Genomic DNA, 25,680 nt, shown 5'->3' on the forward strand with positions numbered 1-25,680 from the left:
GCTTTAGAGATGTCACTCTGTAAACAAGCTTATTCTGACTCGTCCCTTTTCATGCTATAATTATCGAATGCAGGAAGAAGGAAAGGGTGTTTTATATGTCTTTTGATGGCATGTTTACATACGGAATGACACATGAATTAAACAGCCGGATCGCCGGAGGCCGGATTACGAGAGTCCACCAGCCTTTTAAGCACGATGTGATATTCCATATCCGCGCTAACGGAAAAAACCATAAATTATTATTATCGGCCCATCCGAGCTATTCACGGGTGCACGTGACAAACCAGGCCTATGAAAATCCGAGCGAGCCCCCGATGTTTTGTATGCTGCTCAGAAAGCATATAGAAGGCGGCTTTATTGAGAAAATAGAACAGGCCGGATTAGACAGGATTATGATATTCCGCATAAAAAGCAGAAATGAAATCGGCGACGAAACCGTCAGAACACTGTATGTTGAAATTATGGGGCGCCACAGCAACATTATTCTCACTGACGGAGAAGGTGCCATCATTGACGGACTGAAGCATTTATCTCCGTCGATGAACAGCTACCGGACCGTTCTGCCGGGCTATGATTACAAACTCCCTCCCGCTCAGGAAAAAATTTCGCCGCTCGCTGCGGATGAAGAGGACATTTTGCGTCATCTCAGTTTTCAGGAAGGACGGCTTGACCAGCAGATCGTCAGACATTTCTCCGGAGTTTCTCCGCTGTTTGCAAAAGAAGCCGTTCACAGAGCGGGCCTTGCTAACAAAATAACGCTGCCGAAGACGCTGACAGAGATGTTCCGCAGCGTGAAGGACTGCAGGTTCACACCGAACATCACGACAGCAGGCGGAAAAGAATACTTTTATCTCCTGTCTCTCACGCATGTAAACGGAGAAGAGCGAACCTTTCACTCACTGAGTGAACTGTTAGACCGGTTTTATTTCGGCAAAGCAGAGCGCGACCGCGTCAAACAGCAGGCCCAGGATCTTGAGCGGTTTGTCGCAAATGAACGGAAAAAGAACGCCAATAAAATCAAAAAACTGGAAAAGACGCTGGACTACTCAGAGAATGCGAAAGAATTCCAGCTATACGGCGAGCTGCTGACGGCGAATTTGTATATGCTGAAAAAAGGCGACAAAGAAGCAAACGTCATCAATTACTATGATGAAGAGAGTCCGACGGTGACCATCCCTTTAAATCCGAACAAAACACCGTCCGAAAACGCGCAGATGTATTTTACAAAATATCAAAAAGCGAAGAATTCCGTTGAGGTTGTAAAAGAACAGATCCGCCTGGCCGAGGAGGAAATCGCTTATTTCGATCAGCTGATCCAGCAGCTTTCCTCCGCTTCCACAAAGGATATTCACGAAATAAGGGAGGAGCTTGTCGAAGGCAAATATCTGCGTCCGAAACAGCAAAGAGGACAGAAAAAACAGAAACAGCACGTTCCTGTTTTAGAGCAATATGAATCTTCGCAGGGATTGACGATCCTTGTCGGCAAAAACAATAAACAAAATGAGTACTTAACGACAAAAGCCGCCGCAAGGGATGATGTATGGTTCCACACGAAAGACATTCCGGGTTCCCACGTTGTGATTAAAAGCAGCGATCCGGATGAACAATCCATATTGGAAGCAGCTGCAATTGCCGCTTATTTTTCCAAGGCGAAAGATTCCGGCTCCGTACCGGTTGATTATACAAAAATCAGACATGTGAAAAAGCCAAACGGCGCAAAGCCCGGCTTCGTCACCTATGACAGCCAGCATACCGTATTTGTCACACCTGATGCCGATCTTGTCATACGGCTGAAAAAATAAACGCACCATCAAGCTGATACCGCACTCAGCTTGGTGGTGTTTTTTTTATTTCCTGATTTCTGAACATAAATGGAGACACTCTCTCAGCTGTCAGAACTGATCTTTACAGGATGTGAACGGTTTCCCGTCATGTCTGCCTTCTCTGATCGGCTTGTTCCTTTGTATGAGGGCGGCGGTGACTCCCGTGTCAGCGTTCACATAAGCAAACCGCTTCCGTTTTTTGAATCATTTCTCCTCGTCTCGAAAGCAGCAAGGCAGTCAGGAAAGCATAAAAAATACCCTGCCTGATGACAGACAAGGTATAGTTTTTATAGTCTTCTTCTTTTCTCAAACAATCGATCCACTTCTTCAGCCAAATCATCAGTAATCAAGGGCTCAATGTTTTCAGCCAGTCTTTTCGTATGTACCGGGCTTGCGCCGCTTGTTGATACTGATACTTCAATGCGTCCTTTGCGGATGATCTTCGGCATATACACACTGCCCTGTTCAGCGTTGCTTACACAGTTGACCAGCTGCGTTTCAGAAGCGCTTGCAGCTATCTTCTGATTCACACCTCGGTCATTTGTCGCGGCAATAATGAAAAAAGCAGGCGTGAGATCCTTCATTTCAATTTTCCGGGCAATCCAGCGGATGCATCCTTCATCCGCAAGCTGTTTAATTTCCGGCAGGGCATCGGGGCTGATTACAGTAATATCCGCGCCTTCCGGAAGCACTGTTTTGAGCCTTCTTAAGGCAACATTGCCCCCGCCCGCAATGACAATTCTTTTTCCGCTGAGATTAATGTGAAGAGGCAGCATACTGTCCCCCCTTAAAATCAAACTGCCCGCCGGGGTTTCGAACAGCTTCCGTCACACGGTTCAAAAACGCCTGCTTAATATGCGGGTGAAAACCTAAGTATGAAGCGAGATGCACATTGCGATTGACCGTCTGAAGCTTTTGGACTTCCCGTTGAATTTCAGTCATTAAAAGCCCTGTAAACAGAAGATACGGGACGATAAAAACGGGTGCGCCGTCATCTTCTTCAAGACCTGTAAACACTTCTTTATAGTGGGGATCACAGGCTGTTAAAAAACAAGGGATGACTTCTTTAACAGGTGTGATCGCCTCCAGTTTTCCCGCAATCTCACTGACGGCATTTTTAACTGCCGGATCTGTGCTTCCTCTGCCGATCAGCACCACTTTCGCCTGCTCAATCGGCACTCCGGTGTCCTCAATGCGATGATGCACCGCTTTGACGACTTCATCATCCACTCCGATCGGGACACCGTATGTTACTTTTATATCGGGATGCCGGGCCGCTGCACGGGCGATTTCAGCCGGAATGTCATGTTTTGCGTGGGCGGCGGTCAAGAGCAGCAGCGGCACAGCCGCAATATGAGTGGCGCCTTGTTTGACACATGCTTCAAAGCCCGCTTCAATAGACGGTTCCTGCAGTTCTAAAAAACAGATTTCCTGAATGGGAGCGTCAGCGTGCGGCATGCACCCTTTTAAAAACGCCGCCGATTCTGCCTGCGCTTTTTTCAGCCGGCTTCCGTGCCCGATGTATAAAATCGCCTGCTTCATTTACAACGCCTCGCTCAGATCCGGATTTTTCAATTCAGATTCAAACCAATCCAGCTTGCAGTGATAATTAACGACATCACCGATGACGATTAAGCTCGGGTTTTTGATTTCTTCTTTTATCACTGTGTCTGAAAGCGTGCTGACGGTGCAGACGACTGTTTTTTGCCTGTCCGTCGTTCCCCAATGAATAAAGGCCGCCGGGGTGCCGCCGTCTCTGCCGTTTTCCAGCAGCATTCTTTCAATCTGCCGGATATTTTTAATCCCCATATAAATCACCAGCGTATCAATACCCGTCGCCAGTGCTTTCCATTTTTCTTCAAAGTCGTCTTCTTGTTTATAATGCCCTGTAACAAATGCGACATTGGAGCTCGCCTCCCTGTGCGTCACGGGGATGCCGGCGTAAGCAGCTGCCGCGATTCCCGATGTAATGCCGGGAACGATCTCAAACGGAATGGCGTTTTGCGCGAGAGCCTCCGCTTCTTCGCCCCCGCGGCCGAACACAAACGGGTCGCCCCCCTTGAGCCTGACCACGGTTTTTCCCTTTTTCGCATACTTCACAAGGAAACGGTTGATCGTATCCTGCTTCATAATATGAAAATCCGGGAGCTTTCCGCAGTAAATCAGATCCGCTTCTTCTCTTGCATACTGTAAAATCTCTTTGTTTACCAATCTGTCATATAGTATAACGTCCGCTTTCTGTATGGCTTTCATTGCCTTGACCGTTAATAAGTCCGGATCTCCCGGACCGGCTCCAACGATAAATACTTTCCCCATAGCATGTCTCCCCGATCCGTTTTGACATCTTCACAGAACAGCCGCGAGGCCGCACCTCAGCTATTTTACCATATCCCGCCATTAGGGGGAGTATCTGGCTGATTGCGCGGCCTTTTCGGACTTATTATGCTAAGCTGTTTTTCACAAAATCAATCAGTCTGCCGGTGCATTCTTCGCGTGCATATTTTCCTGAATCAAGTACGAGCTCAGGCGCATTCGGCTCTTCATACGGTGAGTCGATTCCCGTAAAGAACGGAATTTCGCCGTTTCTGGCTTTTTTATACAAACCTTTCGGATCGCGCTTTTCACATATATCGAGGTCGCATTTCACATAGATTTCATTAAATTCGCCTTCTGCCACGAGCTCTCTCACCTGATCTCTGTCCTCACGGAACGGAGAAATAAAGGCCGTAATGACGATGGTGCCCTGCTGAACGAAAAGCTTTGCCACTTCCCCGATTCGGCGTATATTTTCCTTGCGGTCATCATCAGAAAATCCTAAGTCCTTGTTTAAGCCGTGACGGATGTTATCTCCATCTAGCACAATGACTTGATAGCCTTGTTCAAACAGCTCGCGGGCTGCGGCGTTTGCAATCGTGGATTTCCCTGAACCGCTTAAACCCGTCAGCCAGAGGATAGAGCTTTTATGCTTGTTTTTCTGTTGGTATTCTTCTTTCGTTATTGAGGCTTCATGCCATACGATATCACGATTTGTCACTCTTTTTTCCTCCTTAAGAAACGCCTGCTTCTTCTTTTGTTTTCAGCCCTTTAATCAGCACATCGACAACTTCAGGACGGCTGAATTCCGCCGGCGGCATGACGCCGCTTCGCAGCATTTCTCTGACCTTTGTTCCCGACAGAATGACGTGGTCTTCTCTGTCATGCGGACATGTTTTGGCCGTTCCCATATTGCCGCATTTTTGGCAGAAGAAGCTGTGCTCGAATTTCATCGGTGTAATCCCGAGCTCATCCGCTGTAAATTGATCAAACAGCTCTTGCGCTTCGTATGTGCCGTAGTAATCACCGACGCCGGCATGATCGCGGCCGACGATAAAATGCGTGCATCCGTAGTTTTTGCGGACAAGCGCGTGGAAAATGGCTTCTCTCGGTCCCGCGTACCGCATTGCCGCCAAAAATACACCGAGGAAAACGCGGTCTTTCGGATAATAATGATCGAGCAGCACCTGATAGCTTTCCATTCTGACATCCGCCGGAATATCATCTGATTTTGTTTCACCGACGAGCGGGTTCAAAAACAGGCCGTCAACCGTCTCAAGCGCGGTTTTCTGGATATATTCGTGAGCGCGGTGAACCGGATTTCTCGTTTGGAAACCGACGATGGTTTTCCAGCCTTTTTCTTCAAAGCTTCGTCTCGTTTCAGCAGGTTCAAATGTAAACTCAGGAAACTGCTTTGACGCTTTTTTAATTAATGTGATCGGCCCGCCGACATACGTATCGCCGCGTGAAAATAGTTTTTTCACGCCTGGATGAGCGTCATCATCGGTTTTATATACGTGAACGGCTTCTTTTTGTTTATCCGGCGTATAAATATCTTCGATGTCCACTGCGCCGTATGTTTCTCCGCCGTAAGTCAGTTTTACGGTGTCTCCGACAGCAAGCTCAGCCGCTTTTTCTGAATCGACCGGAAGCGTAATCGGCAAAGACCAGACAGCCCCGGATGCCAGACGCATATTTTCAACGACTGACACGTAATCTTTTTCTGTGAAAAATCCTTCAATCGGGCTGTAGGCTCCGATTCCGATCAGCTCTAAATCAGCAAACGAAATCAAATCCAGCTCAATTTCTTTTTGGACGGATGTAAGATCATACTGCTCATTCACCCGATTAACTAATGTTCCTCCGTGCGGTGCTAGACTCATAGTACATTTTCCTCCCAGTTAACAGATAAATAAACTCAGATTAATAGTTAAATGCCCCCGCCTTGTTCATGGACAGAGCGTTTCTCTTTTCGGATGGCTTTCATCAGACTGGCGGCTCCGCCAGCTGCCAAAAGCACGCTGGCCATCATAAAGATGGAATAGTAATCTCCTTTTAACAGCAGAGAGACAAGCAGATACGAAATCGACAGTGACAAAAACGGCGAAACGACCCATACTTTGAGCATCGTTTTCACGACTTCTTTATGAAAAACGTTCGGCCCGTTTTTGGCCATTCCGATACCGATGATTGATGATGATGTCACCTGCGCCAAAGGAACCGGCAGACCGAACACGGAACTGATAATGACAAGTCCGGCTCCGGTTCCGGAAAGCAGTATGCCTTCGCCGGCGGAAAATCTCGTAATCTTTTTCCCGTTGGTTTCAAGCACTCTGCGTCCTAAAAGCAGAGCGCCGAGAGCGACAAAGATACCTCCGTACAGCGTCCCTTTGGACACGCTGAGCACGCCGGCGGCAACTAAAGGCCCTACCGCATTTGCGACGTTGTTCATTCCGGCTGAAAAAGCTTCCCAAAACCCCGCAATAAGCAGGACAACCCCCAAAACCTTCTGTTTCCGGCTCGAAATGACTCGAATATTCAGAGAACTGGATACCTTCGATACGAGAAACGTGAAACAGAACGCAACAAACGGTACGAGCACCCAAAAAATCACGATGACCAAAAGATGCTGCAGAAACAATACTTTGTACGCGACGCCGACCCCGACAATCGCCCCAACGGTGACCTCGCTTGTCGACAGCGGAATGCCGAGCACATTCGCCGTGAATAACGATAACGCCGCCGCTCCGATAATAATGCACACAATGGTGAGCGTAATGGTCTGTTCGGGAATGATTCCGCCGCTGATCGTCTTAACGACTTCTCCGCCGCCGATAACCGCCCCTGACAGGACGCCGGCCGCGCAGATAATCAGCGCATACGTTTTCTTTTTAACGGCGCCGGAACCGTAAGCGACCCCCATTGAAGCCGCGGCTCCGCTGGCTCCGATATTCATGGCGAAAAACAGGCAGAATAAAATAGCGGCTAATTCCATTGTGCAGCTCCTTTATTCATGCAGTCCGCATTCTGTTTTTGCCATTCCGTTCCATCTGCCGCTCCGCAGGTCTTCTGCGGTAAACGCAGGTGAAGTGCACGGTTCACAGCCGATGCTCGGATAGCCCTGATCATGAAGAATGTTATAATCCAGCTCATGCTTGGATGTATATCTCCAGATGTCTTTCCACGTCCAGTGGATCAGCGGGCATACTTTAATGGATTGAAACTTATCGTCTTTATTCAGGAAATTCGTATTCGCCCGGCTCGGCCCTTGATCGCGTCGGAGGCCGGACAGCCATGCCGGACGCCCGGCGAGCGCTTCTCTTAACGGCAGAATTTTTCTGATGAAGCAGCACTGGTTCGGTTCTCTTTCCCACAGTTTATCTCCGTGAGCCTCGGCCTGTTCCTCAAGAGTAAGGCTGGGCTTTTTCAGGATGATGTTCAGTCCCGGGTAACGTTCTTTCACTTTTTCGATCGTTTCATATGTTTCTTTAAAGTGAAGTCCTGTATCGAGAAACACGATTTCCGCGTCTTTTTTCACTTTAGAAATTAAATCGATCAGGACGATTCCCTCAATCCCGAAGCTGCACGCGTAAACAAGCTGGTCTCCGTAGTGGCCGTATGCCCATTTTAAAACGGACAGCGCGCCTTTATAGGAATCGTCTTCCGGAAATGTAATCGCCGGTTCCTCCCATGTGTCATACGTTAGCATTTTTTCTTTCCTCCTCCCGGAGACAATCAAACAGCTGTTGTTTTCTGCCGGTTGTCTTATCCCTCAATCTTTTTTCATATAAAAAACTTTCAATCCAGCGGAATGAAAGACAGTGACCCGTTATAGCCCTTATCTTCAAAATGCTGTGCATTTTTCTGGATGCGGCACCTTGCATGACACGCAGGTTGCCGGGCGTCATCGGTCCAGTCCCTCAGCCGCTCTTGATAAGCTTTTTAGATTTGTACTAAATTTTAGCACAATTCTAACAGAAGTCAACCCGAGTTTTTTGATAGGAATAATAAAACAGGCCCTGAGGCCTGTTTTATTGTCATTATTTTTTAAACCAATCTTTTGACTCGGGATTTTGTTTCCATGATTTCAGTTTCTCAATGTCATCTGAATGTATCGTTCCGTTTTCAAGCGCTACTTCAATCAGCGTGTCATAATCTGTTAACGAGTAGTACGGCAGACCCGCTTTTTTAAAGGCTTCTCTTGCTTTCGGCAGTCCGTATGTAAAAATTGAAAGGACGCCGAGAACTTCCGCGCCCTCTCTTTGAAGGGCCGCCGCAGCTTCAAGCACGCTGCCCCCGGTAGAAATCAAGTCTTCAATCACGACTGTTTTTTGTCCTTTTTTAACGGCGCCTTCTATTTGATTTCCTTTGCCGTGCGCTTTCGGTTTGCTTCTGACGTAGCACATCGGAGCGCCTGTACGGTCTGCGAGAAGCGCAGCATGCGGAATGCCTGCCGTGGCAGTGCCCGCGATCATCTCCGCCTCGGGGAAATGCTCTTTCAGCAGTCTGCCGAGCCCGTCCGCCACATTATTTCTCACTTTTGGATACGACAATGTCAGACGGTTGTCACAATAAATCGGCGATAAAATGCCGCTCGCCCACGTAAACGGCTCATTCGGGCGTAAAAAGACAGCTTCAATGTGTAATAGATGTTTTGCGATAGCCTGTTTCATCGGCGAACGCCCTCCCATTCCAGTTTAATGGCTTCATATGCTTTAACGGGGTTTTCCGCTTTTGTAATTGAACGGCCTACGACAATGGCAGACGAACCGTTTTCTTTCGCAAATGACGGAGTCGCCGTCCGGACTTGATCATCAGCTGCGTCATTGGCCGTGCGGATGCCCGGAGTGACTGTCAGAAATGACGGCCGGACCGCTTCATAAATGGCTTTTGTTTCATGAACTGAACATACCACTCCGTCCAGCCCGCACTCTTCAGCCATTTTGCCGTAATGTACAACCGTTTCTAACAGCGGCTTTTGCAGCAGAAGCTCTTCCTTCGCCATCTGCTCTGAAGTGCTCGTCAGCTGGGTGACTGCGATTAATGACGGGCGTTTTTTGCCTGCCGGCGTGCCTTCTTCAAGCCCCTCAAGAGCTGCGCGCATCATGCGTCCGCCCCCTGCGGCATGCACATTGACGAGATCAACGCCGAGGCCCGCAAGCCGCTTCATCGCTTTATTGACTGTAGTCGGAATATCATGAAGCTTCAAATCTAAAAATATATCACAGTTCCGTTCTTTTAATTGGTGAATTATGGCGGGTCCTTCCTGATAAAAAAGTTCCATCCCCGTTTTGACAAACAGCCTTTCCTTTTTAAACAAATCTAGAAACGCTAAAGTTTCTTCTCCTGATGCAAAATCAAGCGCGATGATGGGCAGGTTGTTCTGCATGTTTCCAGCTCCTTCCGATGCATTCACTTACAGATTGATAACCGTATTGGCGCAGCACACGAGGGAGCTGTTCAATGATTTCCGGGCAGACGAACGGATTGACGAAGTTGGCCGTCCCGACGGCAACTGCACTTGCTCCGGCGAGAAGAAATTCTAATGCATCTTCTGCGGTCTGGACGCCGCCCATCCCGATAATCGGAATGTCAACGGCCTGGCTGACTTCGTATACCATCCGGATGGCGACCGGTTTGATCGCCGGGCCTGACAGTCCGCCCGTTTTATTTGCTAAAATCGGCCGTCCCGTCTTAAGATCGAGCCTCATCCCGACGAGTGTATTAATCATCGTCAGCCCGTCAGCACCGGCCGCTTCAATCGCTTTCGCAATTTCGGTTATGTTTGCGACATTAGGAGAAAGCTTCACATACACAGGCACTGAGGAAACTTCTTTCACCGCTTTTGTCAGATCGGCCGCCATGGCGGGATCAGTTCCAAAAGCAATCCCGCCCGTTTTGACATTCGGACACGAGATGTTCAGCTCAAGCGCATGCACATTCGGCGCTTGGCTGATGCGTTCGGCTACTTCTTTATAGTCTTCCACCTGAGAACCCGCGACGTTTGCGATAATCGGCGTGTCAAACTGTTCGAGCCAAGGCAGCTCATGATTGAGCACATGCTCCAGACCGGGATTTTGCAGTCCGATGGCATTCAGCATTCCCGCGCTTGTCTCCGCCACTCTCGGTGTCGGATTTCCGAAGCGGGCTTCGTTCGTGGTGGCTTTAATCATGATGCCTCCGAGGCATGATAAATCGTAAAATCCGGCATATTCCTTCCCGAAACCGAAACATCCGGAAGCGGGGATGATCGGGTTTTTCAATTGGAGACCCGGCAGATTCACCTCTAACATTACAGCGCCACCTCCTCAGCTTTAAATACCGGCCCGTCAAGGCAGACTTTTACATACGACGTATCGCTTTCGCCCGTACGGCACACGCAGGCGAAGCAGGCCCCTATTCCGCAGCCCATCCGCTCTTCCATCGAAAGGTAAACTTCTTTATGGCCGTACTGCTGCTTCAGCGCTTTCAGCATCGGTGTCGGCCCGCAGCTGAGCAGGACATCGAATTCGAGCTGCTTTTCGCGGATGACATCGGTGACAAATCCTTTTTCTCCATATGTTCCGTCAGCCGTCGCCACGTAGGTATCTCCGTACGCGAGACATTCCTGTTCGTAAAAAACATCCTTTGCTGATTGAAACCCAAGCACGTGAATAACGTTTACGCCTTTTTCCGTCAGGCGCTTTGACAGTTCCTGCAAAGGCGGAACCCCGACTCCGCCTCCGACTAACAGCGCGGTTTTGCCGGGTTCTATCCGCCGGACGGGGAATCCGTTGCCGAGAGGGCCGAGAACGTCTATCCTGCCGCCCTCTTTTTTCTCAGACAAAAGACGCGTTCCCTCACCGTCAGCTCTGTAGATAACGGATACTTCATCTGCGGCGAAATTGACGTCCGCAATGCTGAGCGGCCTTCTTAATAGCGGCGTGACCGCGTCACTTACCTTCAGATGAAGAAATTGTCCCGGCTCGGTAAAGTGCCGGACAAGCTCTCCTTTCAGCACCATCTTATAAATCCGGTCGGCAATTTCTGAGTTGGATTGAACAGTCAAGTGCGCTTTCTTCATACCGTAACGGCCGCCTTTGGATTGGTTTTGGATGCAGGCATATGATCCGCCCGGAATGTCATGCTTTCCAACACCCGCAAAATGGCTTCGGCCGTATCTAAAGATGTCAGGCAGGCGACTCCGTTCTCAACGGATTCACGGCGGATTCTGAAGCCGTCTCTGGCCGGCTGTTTTCCTTTTGTCAGCGTATTGATGACAAATTGCGCTTCTCCGTTTCTGATGACGTCGATGAGATTCTTCCCTTCTTCGCCGATTTTCCCGACAACCTGAGCCGGAATCTGAGCGTCTTTCAAATAAGCGGCTGTTCCTTCCGTCGCCATGATGTTATAGCCGATAGCATGGAACCGCTTCGCGATCAGAAGTCCTTCTTCTTTATCTTTATCAGCAACGGTCAACAGCACCGATCCGTAATTCGGAATTTGAATGCCAGAGGCAATCAGTGCTTTATAGAGCGCTTTTTCAAGAGTTGAATCTTTGCCCATGACCTCTCCCGTCGACTTCATTTCAGGCCCTAATGTAATATCCACTCTTCTCAGCTTCGCGAATGAGAAGACAGGCGCTTTCACGTACACCCCCTGCTGTTCCGGCTGCAGTCCCTCTTGATAGCCGAAATCAGCAAGCTTTTGGCCGAGAATGACCTTTGTCGCCAGATTCGCCATCGGAATCTTTGTGATTTTGCTTAAGAACGGCACGGTTCTGCTTGACCGCGGATTTACTTCAAGCACATACACTTCACCTTGCGACAGGACGAATTGGATGTTCAGCAAGCCGACAATGTTGAGGCCTTTTGCCAAGGCTACAGTGTATTGTTCGATTTTTTTCTTAATGTCTCCGCTTAAAGACTGAGGCGGATAGACGGCGATTGAATCCCCTGAATGGACTCCGGCCCGCTCGATATGCTCCATAATTCCCGGGATGACGACTGTTTCGCCGTCAGATACGGCGTCGACTTCAATTTCTTTCCCCGTCAGATAACGGTCGATTAACACCGGATGCTGCGGGTTGATTTTGACCGCATTTTTCATATAGTGAAGCAGCTCTTCTTCGTGATAGACGATCTCCATCGCCCGGCCGCCGAGCACATATGAAGGGCGGACAAGAACCGGATAGCCGATGGATTCGGCAATTTTGACCGCTTCATTCACCGACACAGCGGTTTTTCCGAGCGGCTGCGGCACGTTCAGCGCCTCAAGCGCCTGCTCGAACTTATCCCGGTCTTCCGCACGGTCTAGATCCTCAAGTGATGTGCCGAGAATCTTGACGCCGCGGGCGCTCAATTCTTCCGCAAGATTGATCGCCGTCTGGCCGCCGAATTGAACGACGACGCCTTCCGGCTGTTCCAAATCAATGATATGCATGACATCTTCAACCGTCAGCGGTTCAAAATACAGCTTGTCTGAAATGCTGAAATCAGTTGACACTGTCTCAGGGTTGTTGTTGATAATAATTGCTTCATAGCCTGCCTGCTTGATCGCCCAGACAGAGTGAACGGTCGCATAGTCAAATTCGACGCCCTGTCCGATGCGGATCGGGCCGGAGCCGAGGACGACGACGCTTTTTCTTGATGTCACTTCAGATTCATTTTCTTCCTCATATGTGCTGTAGAAGTACGGGGTTTCTGATTCGAATTCCGCCGCGCACGTATCCACCATTTTATATACAGGCTTGATGGCTGCTTCTTTTCTCATTTGGTACAGCTCTTGTTCCGGCATATTCCATTCCCGGCTGATGTATTTGTCGGAGAAACCGAGTTCCTTCGCTGTCTGCAGGGCGGTGAGGCTGCCTTTTTCCGCTTTCAGCTCGGTTTCAAAAGCGACCAGCTTACAGAGCTTGTGCAAAAAGAAGACGTCAATTGCGGAAAACTCATGAAGCTGCTCGACTGTGTAGCCTCTTCTGAACGCTTCGGCAAGATAAAACAGCCGTTCATCTCCGGCCTTTCTGATCCGTTTTTCCAAAAGTGCGTCAGAAATCTCTTCCGCATCCTTCAGTTCCAGGTGATAGACATCGGCTTCCAATGAGCGGACCGCCTTTAACAGCGATTCTTCAAGGGTGCGTCCGATCGCCATGACCTCTCCGGTGGCTTTCATCTGCGTTCCGAGTCTGCGGTTTGCTGACTCAAATTTATCAAACGGCCAGCGCGGGATTTTTGACACGACATAGTCAAGCGCGGGCTCAAAAGCCGCATATGTTTTTCCCGTTACGGGATTCATCATTTCATCAAGAGAAAGCCCGACGGCGATTTTCGCCGCAAGCTTTGCGATCGGGTAACCCGTCGCTTTTGAGGCGAGTGCTGATGAGCGGCTCACCCGCGGATTCACTTCGATAATGTAATATTGGAAGCTGTCGGGATCGAGCGCGAGCTGAACATTACAGCCGCCTTCTATGCCGAGCGCGCGGATCAGCTTTAATGAAACATTGCGCAAAAGCTGGTATTCCCGATCGCTCAGCGTCTGGCTCGGAGCAACGACGATGCTGTCGCCCGTATGGATGCCGACCGGGTCGATATTTTCCATATTGCAGACGACGATCGCGTGATCTCTGCTGTCTCTCATGACTTCATATTCGATCTCTTTGTAGCCGGCGATGCTTTTTTCCAATAGGCATTGATGGACGGGGCTTAGTTTTAATCCGTTTTCGACGATCTCTTTCAGCTCCGCTTCATTCGAGCAGATGCCTCCTCCCGTTCCGCCTAATGTGTAAGCGGGGCGCACGATAACCGGAAACCCGATCCGGCCGACAAATTCCTCGGCTTCCTGCAAAGTGCGGATAATCTCACTTTCCGGCACCGGTTCATTCAGATCATTCATCAGTGTACGGAATAAGTCGCGATCTTCCGCCTGCTGGATGGCGGACAGTTTTGTGCCGAGCACTTCCACTCCGCATTCCTCAAGAACCCCGAGTTCAGACAGCTCGACGGCAAGATTCAGTCCGGTCTGCCCTCCAAGGGTCGGCAGGATGGCATCCGGCCGCTCTTTTCTGATGATACGCGTGAGAAATTCCGTCGTCAGCGGTTCGATGTATACCCGGTCGGCCATTTCCGTATCCGTCATAATCGTTGCCGGATTTGAGTTTACGAGAATGACTTCATAGCCTTCTTCCTTTAAAGCGAGACACGCCTGTGTGCCCGCATAATCAAATTCCGCCGCCTGTCCGATAATAATCGGGCCTGATCCGATCACTAAAATCTTTTTAATATCTACGCGTTTTGGCATACCGCTTCCCCTTCTTTCTCAGTTGTTTCGATCAAATCAATGAATCTGTCAAATAAATGATTGGCATCTTCCGGCCCCGGTGAAGCCTCGGGGTGGTACTAAACTGTAAATGCCGGCAATGTTTTATGCTTGAGGCCTTCGATCGTTTGGTCATTGATCGCAATATGCGTCACTTCTAGCTCCGTCTCATCTATAGAAGAAACTGTATATCCGTGGTTTTGAGCGGTTAAAGCGACTTTCCCTGTCGCAAGCTCTTTAACCGGATGGTTGGAGCCCCTGTGTCCGAATTTCATTTTTTCCGTATCCGCTCCTGATGCCAGCGCAAATAATTGATGGCCGAGACAGATTCCGAATAACGGCACCTTCCCGAGAATGCCTTTTATCATCTCAATCGCTTCCGGCACATCTTTCGGATCTCCGGGTCCGTTAGATAGCATGATGCCGTCCGGCTTCAGCTGGAGCACTTCTTCCGCCGTTACATTGTACGGCACAACGATGACATCACATTTTCGTTTGTTTAATTCTCTTAAAATGCCGTGCTTCATGCCGAAATCAACGAGTACGATGCGTTTGCCGCGGCCCGGACTCGGATAAGCCGTTTTCGCCGATACTTGAGCGACTTGATTTCTCGGCAGTTCCGTTTCTTTCAGACGTGTCAGAACCGCTTCGACATCCTCCTCGCAAGATGCAAATGTTCCTTTTAATGCACCCGCCGTGCGGATCATTCTTGTGAGCTTTCGCGTGTCGATCCCTTGTAAGCCGGGGATATTTTTCATTTTTAAGTACTCGTCAAGCGTGTAAGCAGATCTCCAGTTGGAAGGCAGCTCGCACAGTTCTTTTACGATCAGCCCTTTTACAAAGGGAGTGATGGATTCAAAGTCATCTCTGTTAATCCCGTAGTTGCCGATCAGAGGATACGTCAGCGTCACGATCTGCCCGCAGTAGGAAGGGTCTGATAAAATTTCCTGATAACCGGTCATTCCCGTGTTGAATACGACTTCACCCGCGGTATGCTCCAGGCTCCCGAATGCTTCACCCTCAAATACCGCTCCATTTTCCAGCACTAGTCTTCTTTTCATTTGACGAGTCTCCCTTCTTCATATGCAAGCTTACCGGCAGCCATCGTTGCAACAGGCCAGCCGAAGCACTTCATCTTGTTGAATGGCGTATTTTTTCCTTTAGATAAAAATGTATCTTTGTCAATGGCCGCTTCTTTTTCCAGATCAATCAGGGTGATGTCAGCCGGCGCGCCCGGTGCAAGCGTTCCGTACGGAAGACCGAACGCCTCGCAAGGTTTTGTTGTCATGAAATCAACCAGCTGCTTCAGCGTCCACGCCCCGTTTTTCACAAAATGTGTGTACAGAAGCGGAAAGGCTGTTTCTAAACCGACGATACCGAAAGGCGCAAGCTTCATGTCCGTGTTTTTCTCTTCTTCTGTATGCGGCGCATGGTCTGTGGCGATGAAATCAATCGTGCCGTCTAAAAGCCCTTCGATCAGCGCCGCTCTGTCCTCTTTGCTGCGAAGCGGCGGATTCATTTTAAAATTGGTATCAAGTCCCGGGATATCTTCGTCACAAAGCAGCAGGTGGTGCGGCGACACTTCGGCTGTCACGCGGATTCCCGCTTTTTTTGCGTCTCTTACGGCTCTGACGGATTCTTTCGTGCTGATATGACACACATGGTAATGGCAGCCCGCCGCTTCCGCCAGAAGCACGTCACGGGCGATATGTACCGCTTCACAAATGGAAGGTATACCGTTCAGGCCGTTCGCTTTTGAAAAAGAACCTTCATGCACGCTTCCGCCGTAAATAAGTGAGTTATCCTCACAATGAGCGACAATCGCTTTATTTATTGAAGCCGCCTTTTTCATGGCTTCATACATCATTCCGGCCGTCTGAACGCCGACGCCGTCATCGGTAAAGGCGAATGCGCCCGCTTCATGAAGCGCCTTAAAATCTGTCATTTCTTGGCCGGTTTGTCTGATCGTAATGGATGCGTAAGGAAGAACCCTGACAGATGAGGTTTCTTTGATCCGGTTTTGCAGCCATTCCATCTGCTCTTTCGTATCCGGCACAGGCCTTGTATTCGGCATGGCGGCGACTGTGGTAAAACCGCCGCGCGCCGCAGCTTTAGAGCCAGTTTCAATGGTTTCTTTTTTCTCACCGCCCGGTTCTCTGAAGTGCACATGAAGGTCCACGAGTCCCGGTGAGACGAACAGTCCGTCAGCGTCAATCACCGTTTCTCCGTCTTGTGCGGTCAGAATGCCGGTTTCCGCAATGATTTCTCCTGTTACCCGGATATCCTGTTTCACTTTTTCTCCCTGTTCATTTAGCATCCAGCCGTTTTTAATGAGATAAGACATAAGCCGCTTCTCCCCTTTTCGCATTGGTTTGCAGTGCTCTTTTTAAGACTGCCATTCTGATATACACACCGTTTTCCATTTGTTTAAAAATTCTTGATTTTTTGCATTCTACTAATGTTGTGTCAATTTCGACTCCTCTGTTCACCGGTGCGGGATGCATGATAATGGCATGCCGCTTCATGCTTTCCGCCCGCTTTGCGGTCAGCCCGTATGCTTCCAGGTAGCCTTTTTGGTCGGCTTCTGTCTGATGCCTTTCATTTTGAATGCGGAGCAGCATGACGACATCTGAAGCTTGTATGGCTTCATCCGTCTGTACACAGGTGCCGAAGGCGTTTTTCTCATCCTGCCATTGCGGCGGCCCTGAAAACAGCACGCGTGCGCCGAGCCTTGTCAGCACCTCGGCATTTGACCTTGCCACCCTGCTGTGTTTGATATCGCCATGAATGGAAACTGTCAGACCCTGAAAGGTCTCAAATTCCTCTTGAATTGTCATTAAATCGAGCAATGACTGAGTCGGATGCTGGCCGCAGCCGTCGCCTGCGTTTAAGATCGGAATATTGACTCTGTCTGTCAGATCTTTGTAATATTCATCCGTGCTGTGCCTGATAACGCAGGCGTCCGCTCCGATTGATTCCAGTGTTCTGACCGTGTCGTATAGGGACTCGCCTTTTTGAACGCTTGTGCTCGTGCCGTCTAAGCTGAGCACGTTCATTCCGAGTTTCTTTTCCGCCACTTCAAAGCTGAACCGCGTTCTCGTGCTCGGTTCAAAAAACAGATTCGCAACGAATTTTCCCGCGAGATCAGGGCGGACTGTACCCTCTTTTATCGCTTTTGCCTCACACAGCAGTTCTGTAATTTCAGCCGCGCTCAGTTCAGACATCGCCGTTAAATGATTCATGTTTTTTCTCCTCCGTTTCCGCTTGAAGGCCGTAAAAAACACCCCGGTCTATAGACTCGGGGTGCGGTTAAAGAGAGAAGCGGCGTACAGCTTCTTCCCGTTATAACCCTTCCAAGCCTCTCTGGACTTTCTTTAAAAGGTTTACATATGATTTTGTTTTTCCGTTACGTCCGTGTCTTCGTCATTTGCGTGCGGCAGGACAAGGTTCAGGATGACTCCGACGATTGCCGCAAGCGCCATGCCGGATATTTGAAACCCGCCTTTTGATACTTGAATGAACGCACCGCCGACGCCGATCACGAGGATGACGGATGTGATAATTAAATTTCGCTTGTTTTCATAATCAATGTTGTTGTCAATCAGCATTCTCAAGCCGCTGGAGGCGATGATTCCGAAGAGCAGGAAGGAAACGCCTCCCATAACCGCTGACGGAACAGAGCTGATCAGCGCTGAAACTTTGCCGATAAATCCGAAGCACAGCGCAATCACGCCGGCGCCGCCGATGACAAAGACGCTGAACACTCTCGTAATTGCAAGTACTCCGATGTTCTCGCCGTATGTCGTCGTCGGCGGGCCGCCGATTAACGAAGCGATGATCGTCGCAACACTGTCCCCCATTATGGAGCGGTGCAGTCCCGGCTTTTTAATGAAATCCTGTCCGACAACTTTACTCAGCACCATTTGATGGCCGATATGTTCTGACATCGTCACGAAAGCGACCGGCACCATCGCAGCCGCAATGCCCAACGTCACTGACGGCGTATAGTCTTTGAAAGGGATGATAAATTCAGGAACGGCGAACCATTTTGCATCAATGACCGGCTGGAAATTGACGATGCCCTGCGTCAGCGCAAACAGATATCCGCCTATAATGCCGATCAATACCGGAATCAGGCTTAAAAATCCCCGTAAAAAGATGGCGCAGATAATGGTGATGGCCAAAGTGACGCCGGCTACACTGAAATGTTTCAGGCTGTAGACGAGTTCCTTCGCATTCGGATCAGCATACATTGCCATATTGACAGCTGTACTCGCCAATCCGAGGCCGATGACGATGATGACCGGTCCGACGACCACCGGCGGCAGCAGCTTCATCAGCCACCCCGTTCCAAGCTGCCTGATGAGCAGTGCGATCAGGCCGTACACAATTCCCGCCAGGAAAGCGCCGACCATGGCAGCCCCCGGCCCTCCCGCCGCTTTCACCAAGATAATCGGTGATATAAAGGCGAATGATGAGCCGAGATAAGCGGGAATCCGGCCTTTTGTCACCAATAGATAGGCGAGTGTCCCGATTCCGCTCGTGACAAGCGCCACTGCCGGGCTCATTCCGACCAGTTTCGGCACGAGTATGGTTGAGCCGAACATGGCGAATAAATGCTGCAGGCTGAATGTCAGCCAGGACAATGGATTGGGGACGTCCCTGACTCCCAGGTTTACTTTTTTCTTACTCATGGCGTTTTCCTCCCGGTTGACTTTCAAATGGTATAAAAAAACCTCTTTGCTTATACGCAAAGAGGCATACAAAACCCGGCCGCGTCGATCCGCCCGGCTTTGTGTTTTAAAATCCTCTTTGCAGACTCTCTGGAATGCATTTAAAAAGGGTGATTATTCATTTTCGTATATGGCGACCATATCAGTCTGATCAACTTCACTCAGCTGAACCATCACTTTTTCAGCTTTTGAAGTCGGGATGTTTTTCCCGATATAGTCCGCTCTGATCGGCAGCTCCCGGTGCCCTCTGTCGACAAGCACGGCAAGCTGTATCGATGACGGCCGTCCGACATCAACGAGTGCATCCATCGCCGCTCTCACCGTCCGGCCGGTATAAAGCACATCATCGACCACAATGACCTTTTGGTCTGTGATATCAGCCGGAATGTCCGCGCCTTTTACAAGCGGTTCTTCATTGCTCGTTTTTTTGGTGAGATCGTCACGGTAAAGGGTAATATCAATTTCTCCGACGGTGACCGGATTTCCTTCAATCTGTTCGATCCGTTCAGCCAGCCGCTTTGCTAAATAAATGCCTCTTGTTTTAATCCCTACAAGAATGCAGTCATTCATTCCTTTATTCCGTTCGATCATTTCATGGGCTATCCTTGTCAGCGCCCTTCTGATGGCCTGTTCGTCGAGAATAACAGCTTTTTGATTCACTCGTGACACCTCTCCATTCGTATATAAGAAGAAAAAACCCCTCCTGCCAGAGCATAGAGGGGTTCCTTTCCAGGACGAAGACACACACGTATCTCTTCTGTCCTTTCCGTTATCCTTCTCAGCCTCTCTGGACTGTGTTAAAGAATCTATTCAGCTTGTTTTTATTATTTCAGAAAAGAAAGTCGCTGTCAATGGCTATTTCTCAAATGTTCAATGAGTTTTTGCATATCTTCAGGAAGGGGCGCTTCAAACTCCATGTATTCGCCCGTCCGCGGATGATCAAAACCTAATATTCCGGCATGAAGCGCCTGGCCGTTGAAATCAATGGTTTTTCTCGGTCCGTACTTCGGATCGCCTGCCAAAGGAAACCCGATATATTTCATATGAACGCGGATTTGATGCGTTCTTCCGGTTTCAAGACGGCACTCTACGAGCGTGAAGTCTTGAAAACGCTCAAGCACGTGGAAATGCGTGACGGCGTTTTTGCTGCCTTCTCTTGTTACGGTCATGCTTTGACGGTCTTTCTTATCTCTTCCGATCGGAGCGTCAATCGTTCCGTCATCATGTGAAATCAACCCGTGGACAACCGCTGTGTACTTTCTCGTCACGGTTTTATTGACGAGCTGATTAACGAGTGATTCATGCGCCATATCGTTTTTAGCGACCATTAACAGGCCGGAGGTATCTTTATCAATACGATGGACGATTCCCGGGCGCATGACGCCGTTAATGCCTGAAAGATCATTGCAGTGAGCCATCAGTCCGTTTACGAGCGTCCCTGTCACATGGCCGGGCGCCGGATGTACGACCATGCCCCGCGGTTTGTTCACAACCAAGACGTCCTGATCCTCATAGTAAATATCCAGATCCATCGGCTCTGCAAGCACGTCCAGTTCTTCCGGTTCAGGAATGGTGACGGTTACCTGATCGCCGGGCTGCATTTTGTAGTTGGCTTTGACGGATTTGCCGTTAACGGTTACCAGTCCCTCTTTCACCCATTGCTGCACCTGAGTGCGTGACCAGTTTTCTCCTGCTGCGGCCAAAAATTTATCAATCCGTTCGCTTTTTTGTTCAGGCTGAACGGTTATCTCAAATTGATTCATGTTATTGCTCCTTCTTTTTCCCGCTGTCAAACAGCATATGAATAAATAAAAGTATGACGCCGACGCACAGTGAGGAGTCCGCGATATTAAAAATCGGATAGTGATAATTCACGATGATGATATGAATAAAATCGACTACTTCCTGGCGTGCCGCCCGGTCGATAAAATTTCCGGCTGCACCTCCCAGCATTAAGCCGAGAGAAATTCCGAGTAACATCTGCCCTTTTGCATAACGCTGTATGTAATAAACGATTCCGATAATCACGGCGATGGTAATGACGTAGAAAAACCACATTTGGCCGGCTAAAATTCCCCATGCCGCTCCCGTGTTGCGATGAGAGGTGATATAAAGCACCTGATCGATGACAGGTATGCTTTGTCCCAATTCCATATGGCTGACGACAAGCCATTTGGTTAATTGGTCGGCAATAATAATAAAAAGAGCGATAAGATAATAAAGCACACACGTTCCTCCAGTATACAGTTACTTTTATCCTTTATGAATTTTATCAGTAAAAGATGCCGGAGTAAAGGCAGATCATAAGGGCATGAAGACAGACGCTGTCACTCATACAGCGCCTGATCATATGCATAATCTCCGGGTACCCAGTATGGAAGGGTTTTCTTTTCAAATTGAGCGGGATAATAAAAATCATCAGCGGTTCTGGCCGTCGGCAATACCGCAAGCTTGTCAATCGGAATGGGGGCGCCTGTTTTTTCACAATAACCGTACGTATTGTTTTCAAACTTAGACAGGGCAAGAAGAACATCCTGCAGTTCTTCTTTTACATGATAGATCAGAGTTGCTTCCTGGTCGTTCATTGAAGGTTCAACAGATGCTGACATTTGAAAGCAAGAATATTCGAATAATCTTGATTGAAGTTCTTCTTTCATCATGAGAAGCTCCGTGTGGATTGCGGTCAGTTGATCATTCATTCATCACAACTCCTGCTCTTGATGTTATAGCTTTATTGTTGCCTCCAGAGCGCCATTTGAAGCCCATAAGATTTTTCCTATCGTTCTAATCGATGACATTAGTGGCATGTAAAAAAACGCCCGGCTGTCAGCCGGGCGCTTTCTCATTCATTAATTTTGATAATATTTTTCAACGATTTCCGCATTGCGCAGTGATAATGTCGGATACTTCGGATTGGCGCCGACATCTTTAGAAATCACGCGGGACCGCTCACACATCTGACCTTCCGCTTTTTCTACGGTCATTTTTCCTGTTGTGAAGCTTTGCGCGTTTTCCGGCGCTTCGCTTTCGTCTTTTACTGTCAGTTCTGAGACGATAAACAGCTGTGCGATATTTTCTTTAATGGATGATAAGAGGTCGCGGTTTTCTTTGTTCGGATACAAAGTCAGACTCGCTTCCAATGATCTTCCGATAATTTTTTCGTTACGGGCAATTTCCAAAGCTTTCAGCACGTCATTGCGAAGCTCCATGAAACGGTCGAATTTTTCTTCTGTCGCCTGACTGTTCGGAACAGAGATGGTTTCCGGCATATCTGTCAGCTGCACGCTCGCCTCTTCAACAAATGATAAGTGAGACCACATTTCATCCGCCGTATGAGGGAGAATCGGCGCAGTCAGCTTTACTAACGCCAGCAGCGTTTCATAAAAGACTGTCTGCATGCTGCGGCGGTCCGGATGATCCGCATGCTCGATGTACACGACATCTTTTGCGAAATCAAGATAGAAAGAGCTGAGCTCGATCGTACAGAAATTATGAATGCTGTGATAAACAACCGCAAATTCATATTCATCGTACGCTTTTTTCACTTTATCGATCAGCTTATTCAGCTTGATCAGCATATATTGATCCACTTCACGAAGATCTTTTACATCAACGGCATTGACGCTTGGATCGAAATCGAACAGGTTGCCGTGAAGGAAGCGGAACGTGTTGCGGACTTTCCGGTATACTTCCGCGACCTGCTTCAGAATATCTTCAGAAACCGGGTGATCGGCCTGATAGTTTACGGAAGAAACCCATAAACGCAGAATTTCAGCTCCAAGCTGTTTTGCGATTTTTGTCGGCTCAATCGTATTGCCGAGTGATTTACTCATTTTACGGCCGTTTGCATCAAGTGTAAATCCGTGGCTTAATACGCCTTTATACGGCGCTTTGCCGGTGACTGCAACGGCAGTTGAAAGAGATGAGTTAAACCAGCCGCGGTATTGGTCAGAGCCTTCAAGGTATAAATCAGCCGGGCGGACGAGATCATCACGTTCCTCAAGAACGGCCTGATGAGAAGAACCTGAATCAAACCATACATCCATAATGTCTTGCTCTTTCGTAAAGATTCCGTTCGGGCTTCCCGGATGTGTAAATCCTTCAGGCAGAAGGTCTTTTGCCTCTCTTTCAAACCAGACGTTTGAGCCGTGCTGTTTGAACAGCTCAGAAACGTGTTCAATCGTTTCGTCAGTGATGATCGGCTCACCGTTTTCAGCATAAAATACCGGGATCGGAACGCCCCAGACGCGCTGTCTTGAAATACACCAGTCGCCGCGGTCGCGCACCATGTTGTAAAGGCGCTGTTCGCCCCACTCCGGCACCCACTTCGTTTGTTTGATGGCATCAAGCAGATCCGGTCTGAAATCTTTAATTGACGCAAACCATTGCGCTGTCGCTCTGAAGATAGTCGGTTTTTTTGTTCTCCAGTCATGCGGATAAGAGTGTGTAATAAACTCGAGCTTTAAGAGCGCGCCGTTTTCTTCAAGCTTCTCTGTGATCGGTTTATTGGCTTTATCGTAAAACATTCCTTCAAAGCCCGGCGCTTCGTCGGTCATGTTGCCTTTTTCATCGACAGGGCAAAGTACTTCTAAGCCGTACTTTTGGCCGACGATAAAGTCATCTTCCCCGTGGCCCGGAGCAGTATGAACACAGCCTGTTCCGGCATCGGTTGTGACGTGGTCACCGAGCATGACGAGTGAATCTCTGCCGTAAAGCGGATGTTCTGCAGTGATGTATTCTAACTCTCTGCCTTTATACGATGCGACAACTTCAGGATTTTCAAAGCCGCATGCCTCCGCTACGCTTTCGATTAATTCAGCCGCTACTACATAACGCTTGTCTCCAACCTTGATGACATTGTATTCAAGATCAGGATGAACGGAAATTCCGAGGTTGGCAGGCATTGTCCACGGCGTCGTCGTCCAGATAATAAAGCTTTCTCCGTTCTCGAGAACGCCTTTACCGTCTTTCACCTTAAATGCAACATAAATGGATGCCGAACGTTTATCCTGATATTCAATTTCCGCTTCTGCTAAGGCAGATTCACTTGAAGGCGACCAGTTGACAGGCTTCAGGCCTTTATAAATATAGCCTCTTTTCGCCATCTCGCCGAAAACGCGGATCTGCTGCGCTTCAAATTCAGGCTGAAGCGTAACATAAGGGTTTTCCCAATCGCCTCTGACGCCGAGACGCTTGAATTGTTCGCGCTGTCTTTCGATCTGCTGCCATGCATATTCTTCGCAAAGCTTGCGGAAATCGGCTACAGACATTTCTTTCCGGTTCACTTTTTTGTTTTTTGTCAGTGCCGTTTCAATCGGCAGACCGTGCGTGTCCCATCCCGGCACATACGGTGCGTTGTAGCCGCTCATTGATTTATAGCGGACGATAAAATCTTTCAGGATTTTATTCAGGGCATGACCCATGTGGATGTCTCCGTTTGCATAAGGAGGTCCGTCATGCAGTACGAATTTCGGGCGGTCTTTCGTCCGTTCTTGAACAAGACGGTAAATATCCTGCTCCTCCCATTCTTTCTGCATGTCAGGCTCACGGTTCGGCAGATTTCCGCGCATCGGAAAATCTGTTTTCGGCATTAACAGCGTATCTTTATAATCCATTTTCATTCCTCCACAACATTTTTCAGAAAATAAAAAAAGCCCTCTCATCCCATAAGGGACGAGAAAGCTTATCTCGCGGTACCACCCTTTTAGAAAAAACGGATCATCCGTCTTTTCCTCTCGAACATCGTAACGTGATGGAACGTCCTTTCCTACTCTCGGTTCAGAAAGGAAACTAAAGGGCTGATCTGCATGATTCCGGCCATCCCGGGCTTTCACCTTCCCCGGTTCGCTTTATGGCCTGCTTTGAGTCATGCCGGTCCCTTTCATCGTCTTTTCATCTGAATTTATGAACGTATTATATTCGAACGGGCCGAAGAATGTCAAGAAAATCTGAAAATTATTCTTTTTCCTCAAATACCGCGTCGACTTCGTATTCTAACAGATGATCCCAATCATCGTTTTTCAGCAGATCAAGCTGCGCCTCAATCAGCATTTGGAAACGCGTTCTGAACACTTTAGACTGTTTTTTCAGCTCTTCAATTTCCATTGCGATTTTTCTTGATTTGGAAAGCGACTCATTGATGATTCGATCAGCATTTTTTTCTGCTTCACGGACGATCAGCTTCGCCTCTTTCTGCGAATTGCGCTTTACGTCTTCTGCCGCTTCTTGAGCTACGAGAATTGACTTATTCAGCGTTTCTTCAATATTGGCAAAGTGTCCGATTTTTTCATCCAGCTCGTTCACTTTCGCCTCAAGCTCCGTTTTTTTACGGAGTGCGATTTCGTAATCTTTTCTGACCTGCATTAAAAATTCATTTACTTCATCTTCATCATATCCGCGAAAACCTTTTGTAAACGTTTTGTTATGGATATCATTCGGCGTTAATGGCATATTGCCACCTCCATTTTTACATTTCAGTACGGTTATCTAGTTCACATTATAAAACAAATACGGCCATA

22 protein-coding genes, 1 pseudogene, 1 riboswitch and 1 other annotated feature are annotated in these 25,680 nt (G+C 48.6%); of the genes and pseudogenes, 1 reads left to right on the forward strand and 22 read right to left on the reverse strand.

What is annotated here, in order from left to right; genetic code table 11:
• Positions 1–95 precede the first annotated feature (95 nt).
• On the forward strand, positions 96–1,802 hold the full coding sequence (locus ACXN9U_RS06765) for an Rqc2 family fibronectin-binding protein (protein WP_060965041.1): 1,707 nt from the start codon (positions 96–98) through the stop codon (positions 1,800–1,802).
• Between the two features lie 308 nt (positions 1,803–2,110).
• Here the strand turns inward: ACXN9U_RS06765 and ACXN9U_RS06770 are convergent, their stop codons facing one another.
• The 22 genes and pseudogenes from ACXN9U_RS06770 to divIVA form a co-directional block, all read right to left on the reverse strand.
• Positions 2,111–2,599, reverse strand: coding sequence for a precorrin-2 dehydrogenase/sirohydrochlorin ferrochelatase family protein (locus ACXN9U_RS06770; RefSeq protein WP_060962823.1), 489 nt, complete (start codon positions 2,597–2,599; stop codon positions 2,111–2,113).
• Positions 2,580–3,365, reverse strand: a complete 786-nt coding sequence (locus tag ACXN9U_RS06775) for a sirohydrochlorin chelatase (RefSeq protein ID WP_489202352.1) — start codon at positions 3,363–3,365, stop codon at positions 2,580–2,582. The genes ACXN9U_RS06770 and ACXN9U_RS06775 overlap by 20 nt, the downstream gene beginning before the upstream one ends.
• Positions 3,366–4,139, reverse strand: coding sequence for a uroporphyrinogen-III C-methyltransferase (gene cobA / locus ACXN9U_RS06780; protein WP_016936173.1), 774 nt, complete (start codon positions 4,137–4,139; stop codon positions 3,366–3,368). It abuts the gene before it with no gap.
• A gap of 124 nt (positions 4,140–4,263) precedes the next feature.
• Positions 4,264–4,857, reverse strand: a complete 594-nt coding sequence (cysC, locus tag ACXN9U_RS06785; protein ID WP_060962826.1) for an adenylyl-sulfate kinase — start codon at positions 4,855–4,857, stop codon at positions 4,264–4,266.
• A 13-nt stretch (positions 4,858–4,870) separates the two neighbouring features.
• Positions 4,871–6,019, reverse strand: coding sequence for a sulfate adenylyltransferase (gene sat / locus ACXN9U_RS06790; protein ID WP_016936175.1), 1,149 nt, complete (start codon positions 6,017–6,019; stop codon positions 4,871–4,873).
• A 47-nt stretch (positions 6,020–6,066) separates the two neighbouring features.
• Complete coding sequence (gene cysP / locus ACXN9U_RS06795) at positions 6,067–7,131, reverse strand: sulfate permease (RefSeq protein WP_060962827.1); 1,065 nt, start codon at positions 7,129–7,131, stop codon at positions 6,067–6,069.
• A 12-nt stretch (positions 7,132–7,143) separates the two neighbouring features.
• The gene (locus ACXN9U_RS06800; RefSeq protein WP_047475086.1) at positions 7,144–7,845 is read right to left on the reverse strand and encodes a phosphoadenylyl-sulfate reductase; all 702 of its coding nucleotides are present in this window, start codon (positions 7,843–7,845) and stop codon (positions 7,144–7,146) included.
• 126 nt (positions 7,846–7,971) lie between these two features.
• Positions 7,972–8,076: riboswitch (SAM riboswitch) on the reverse strand.
• 100 nt (positions 8,077–8,176) lie between these two features.
• Positions 8,177–8,809: an orotate phosphoribosyltransferase gene (pyrE, locus tag ACXN9U_RS06805; protein ID WP_489202353.1), complete on the reverse strand. Its 633-nt coding sequence runs from the start codon at positions 8,807–8,809 to the stop codon at positions 8,177–8,179.
• Positions 8,806–9,525: an orotidine-5'-phosphate decarboxylase gene (gene pyrF, locus ACXN9U_RS06810; protein WP_060962828.1), complete on the reverse strand. Its 720-nt coding sequence runs from the start codon at positions 9,523–9,525 to the stop codon at positions 8,806–8,808. The genes pyrE and pyrF overlap by 4 nt, the downstream gene beginning before the upstream one ends.
• Positions 9,494–10,429 carry a dihydroorotate dehydrogenase gene (locus ACXN9U_RS06815; protein WP_060962829.1) on the reverse strand — a complete coding sequence of 312 codons (936 nt, stop codon included), beginning with the start codon at positions 10,427–10,429 and terminating at the stop codon, positions 9,494–9,496. The genes pyrF and ACXN9U_RS06815 overlap by 32 nt, the downstream gene beginning before the upstream one ends.
• Positions 10,429–11,199 (reverse strand): dihydroorotate dehydrogenase electron transfer subunit, encoded by a 771-nt coding sequence (locus tag ACXN9U_RS06820; RefSeq protein WP_060962830.1) that lies wholly within the window; start codon positions 11,197–11,199, stop codon positions 10,429–10,431. The genes ACXN9U_RS06815 and ACXN9U_RS06820 overlap by 1 nt, the downstream gene beginning before the upstream one ends.
• Entirely contained in the window at positions 11,196–14,411 is a 3,216-nt protein-coding gene (gene carB, locus ACXN9U_RS06825; RefSeq protein ID WP_489202354.1) for a carbamoyl-phosphate synthase large subunit, read from the reverse strand. Before carB ends, ACXN9U_RS06820 begins: the two co-directional genes overlap by 4 nt.
• A pseudogene (locus ACXN9U_RS06830) lies at positions 14,396–15,490 on the reverse strand (carbamoyl phosphate synthase small subunit). Before ACXN9U_RS06830 ends, carB begins: the two are co-directional and overlap by 16 nt.
• A complete protein-coding gene (gene pyrC / locus ACXN9U_RS06835; protein WP_060962832.1) occupies positions 15,487–16,773 on the reverse strand; it encodes a dihydroorotase in 1,287 nt (428 codons plus the stop codon). The pseudogene ACXN9U_RS06830 and the gene pyrC overlap by 4 nt, the downstream one beginning before the upstream one ends.
• Positions 16,757–17,671: an aspartate carbamoyltransferase catalytic subunit gene (locus ACXN9U_RS06840; RefSeq protein ID WP_489202355.1), complete on the reverse strand. Its 915-nt coding sequence runs from the start codon at positions 17,669–17,671 to the stop codon at positions 16,757–16,759. Before ACXN9U_RS06840 ends, pyrC begins: the two co-directional genes overlap by 17 nt.
• Before the next feature lie 141 nt (positions 17,672–17,812).
• Positions 17,813–19,123, reverse strand: a complete 1,311-nt coding sequence (gene pyrP, locus ACXN9U_RS06845) for a uracil permease PyrP (protein ID WP_060962834.1) — start codon at positions 19,121–19,123, stop codon at positions 17,813–17,815.
• Positions 19,124–19,276: 153 nt separating this feature from the next.
• Entirely contained in the window at positions 19,277–19,822 is a 546-nt protein-coding gene (pyrR, locus tag ACXN9U_RS06850) for a bifunctional pyrimidine operon transcriptional regulator/uracil phosphoribosyltransferase (RefSeq protein ID WP_003154392.1), read from the reverse strand.
• A 188-nt stretch (positions 19,823–20,010) separates the two neighbouring features.
• The gene (locus ACXN9U_RS06855) at positions 20,011–20,925 is read right to left on the reverse strand and encodes an RluA family pseudouridine synthase (protein WP_047475104.1); all 915 of its coding nucleotides are present in this window, start codon (positions 20,923–20,925) and stop codon (positions 20,011–20,013) included.
• 1 nt (position 20,926) lies between these two features.
• Positions 20,927–21,388 (reverse strand): signal peptidase II, encoded by a 462-nt coding sequence (gene lspA, locus ACXN9U_RS06860; protein ID WP_060962835.1) that lies wholly within the window; start codon positions 21,386–21,388, stop codon positions 20,927–20,929.
• A gap of 101 nt (positions 21,389–21,489) precedes the next feature.
• Complete coding sequence (locus ACXN9U_RS06865) at positions 21,490–21,861, reverse strand: TraR/DksA family transcriptional regulator (protein ID WP_060962836.1); 372 nt, start codon at positions 21,859–21,861, stop codon at positions 21,490–21,492.
• 150 nt (positions 21,862–22,011) lie between these two features.
• A complete protein-coding gene (gene ileS, locus ACXN9U_RS06870; RefSeq protein WP_060962837.1) occupies positions 22,012–24,777 on the reverse strand; it encodes an isoleucine--tRNA ligase in 2,766 nt (921 codons plus the stop codon).
• 51 nt (positions 24,778–24,828) lie between these two features.
• Positions 24,829–25,056 (reverse strand) — a binding site (T-box leader).
• A gap of 61 nt (positions 25,057–25,117) precedes the next feature.
• Entirely contained in the window at positions 25,118–25,612 is a 495-nt protein-coding gene (divIVA, locus tag ACXN9U_RS06875) for a septum site-determining protein DivIVA (protein ID WP_003154406.1), read from the reverse strand.
• Positions 25,613–25,680 lie beyond the last annotated feature (68 nt).

The organism is Bacillus sp. BACIII, from assembly GCF_057836745.1.

Bases quoted from the DNA above. Each gene is read 5' to 3' on its own strand.
- cysP (WP_060962827.1), bottom strand. From the start codon at position 7,131: ATGGAATTAGCCGCTATTTTATTCTGCCTGTTTTTCGCCATGAATATC.
- ACXN9U_RS06820 (WP_060962830.1), bottom strand. From the start codon at position 11,199: ATGAAGAAAGCGCACTTGACTGTTCAATCCAACTCAGAAATTGCCGAC.
- ACXN9U_RS06855 (WP_047475104.1), bottom strand. From the start codon at position 20,925: ATGAATCAATTTGAGATAACCGTTCAGCCTGAACAAAAAAGCGAACGG.
- ACXN9U_RS06800 (WP_047475086.1), bottom strand. From the start codon at position 7,845: ATGCTAACGTATGACACATGGGAGGAACCGGCGATTACATTTCCGGAA.
- ACXN9U_RS06775 (WP_489202352.1), bottom strand. From the start codon at position 3,365: ATGAAGCAGGCGATTTTATACATCGGGCACGGAAGCCGGCTGAAAAAA.
- pyrC (WP_060962832.1), bottom strand. From the start codon at position 16,773: ATGTCTTATCTCATTAAAAACGGCTGGATGCTAAATGAACAGGGAGAA.
- ACXN9U_RS06770 (WP_060962823.1), bottom strand. From the start codon at position 2,599: ATGCTGCCTCTTCACATTAATCTCAGCGGAAAAAGAATTGTCATTGCG.
- divIVA (WP_003154406.1), bottom strand. From the start codon at position 25,612: ATGCCATTAACGCCGAATGATATCCATAACAAAACGTTTACAAAAGGT.
- pyrF (WP_060962828.1), bottom strand. From the start codon at position 9,525: ATGCAGAACAACCTGCCCATCATCGCGCTTGATTTTGCATCAGGAGAA.
- ileS (WP_060962837.1), bottom strand. From the start codon at position 24,777: ATGGATTATAAAGATACGCTGTTAATGCCGAAAACAGATTTTCCGATG.
- ACXN9U_RS06840 (WP_489202355.1), bottom strand. From the start codon at position 17,671: ATGAATCATTTAACGGCGATGTCTGAACTGAGCGCGGCTGAAATTACA.
- pyrP (WP_060962834.1), bottom strand. From the start codon at position 19,123: ATGAGTAAGAAAAAAGTAAACCTGGGAGTCAGGGACGTCCCCAATCCA.
- ACXN9U_RS06765 (WP_060965041.1), top strand. From the start codon at position 96: ATGTCTTTTGATGGCATGTTTACATACGGAATGACACATGAATTAAAC.
- ACXN9U_RS06865 (WP_060962836.1), bottom strand. From the start codon at position 21,861: ATGAATGATCAACTGACCGCAATCCACACGGAGCTTCTCATGATGAAA.
- sat (WP_016936175.1), bottom strand. From the start codon at position 6,019: ATGAGTCTAGCACCGCACGGAGGAACATTAGTTAATCGGGTGAATGAG.
- pyrE (WP_489202353.1), bottom strand. From the start codon at position 8,809: ATGAAACAGGCTATCGCAAAACATCTATTACACATTGAAGCTGTCTTT.
- carB (WP_489202354.1), bottom strand. From the start codon at position 14,411: ATGCCAAAACGCGTAGATATTAAAAAGATTTTAGTGATCGGATCAGGC.
- cobA (WP_016936173.1), bottom strand. From the start codon at position 4,139: ATGGGGAAAGTATTTATCGTTGGAGCCGGTCCGGGAGATCCGGACTTA.
- ACXN9U_RS06815 (WP_060962829.1), bottom strand. From the start codon at position 10,429: ATGTTAGAGGTGAATCTGCCGGGTCTCCAATTGAAAAACCCGATCATC.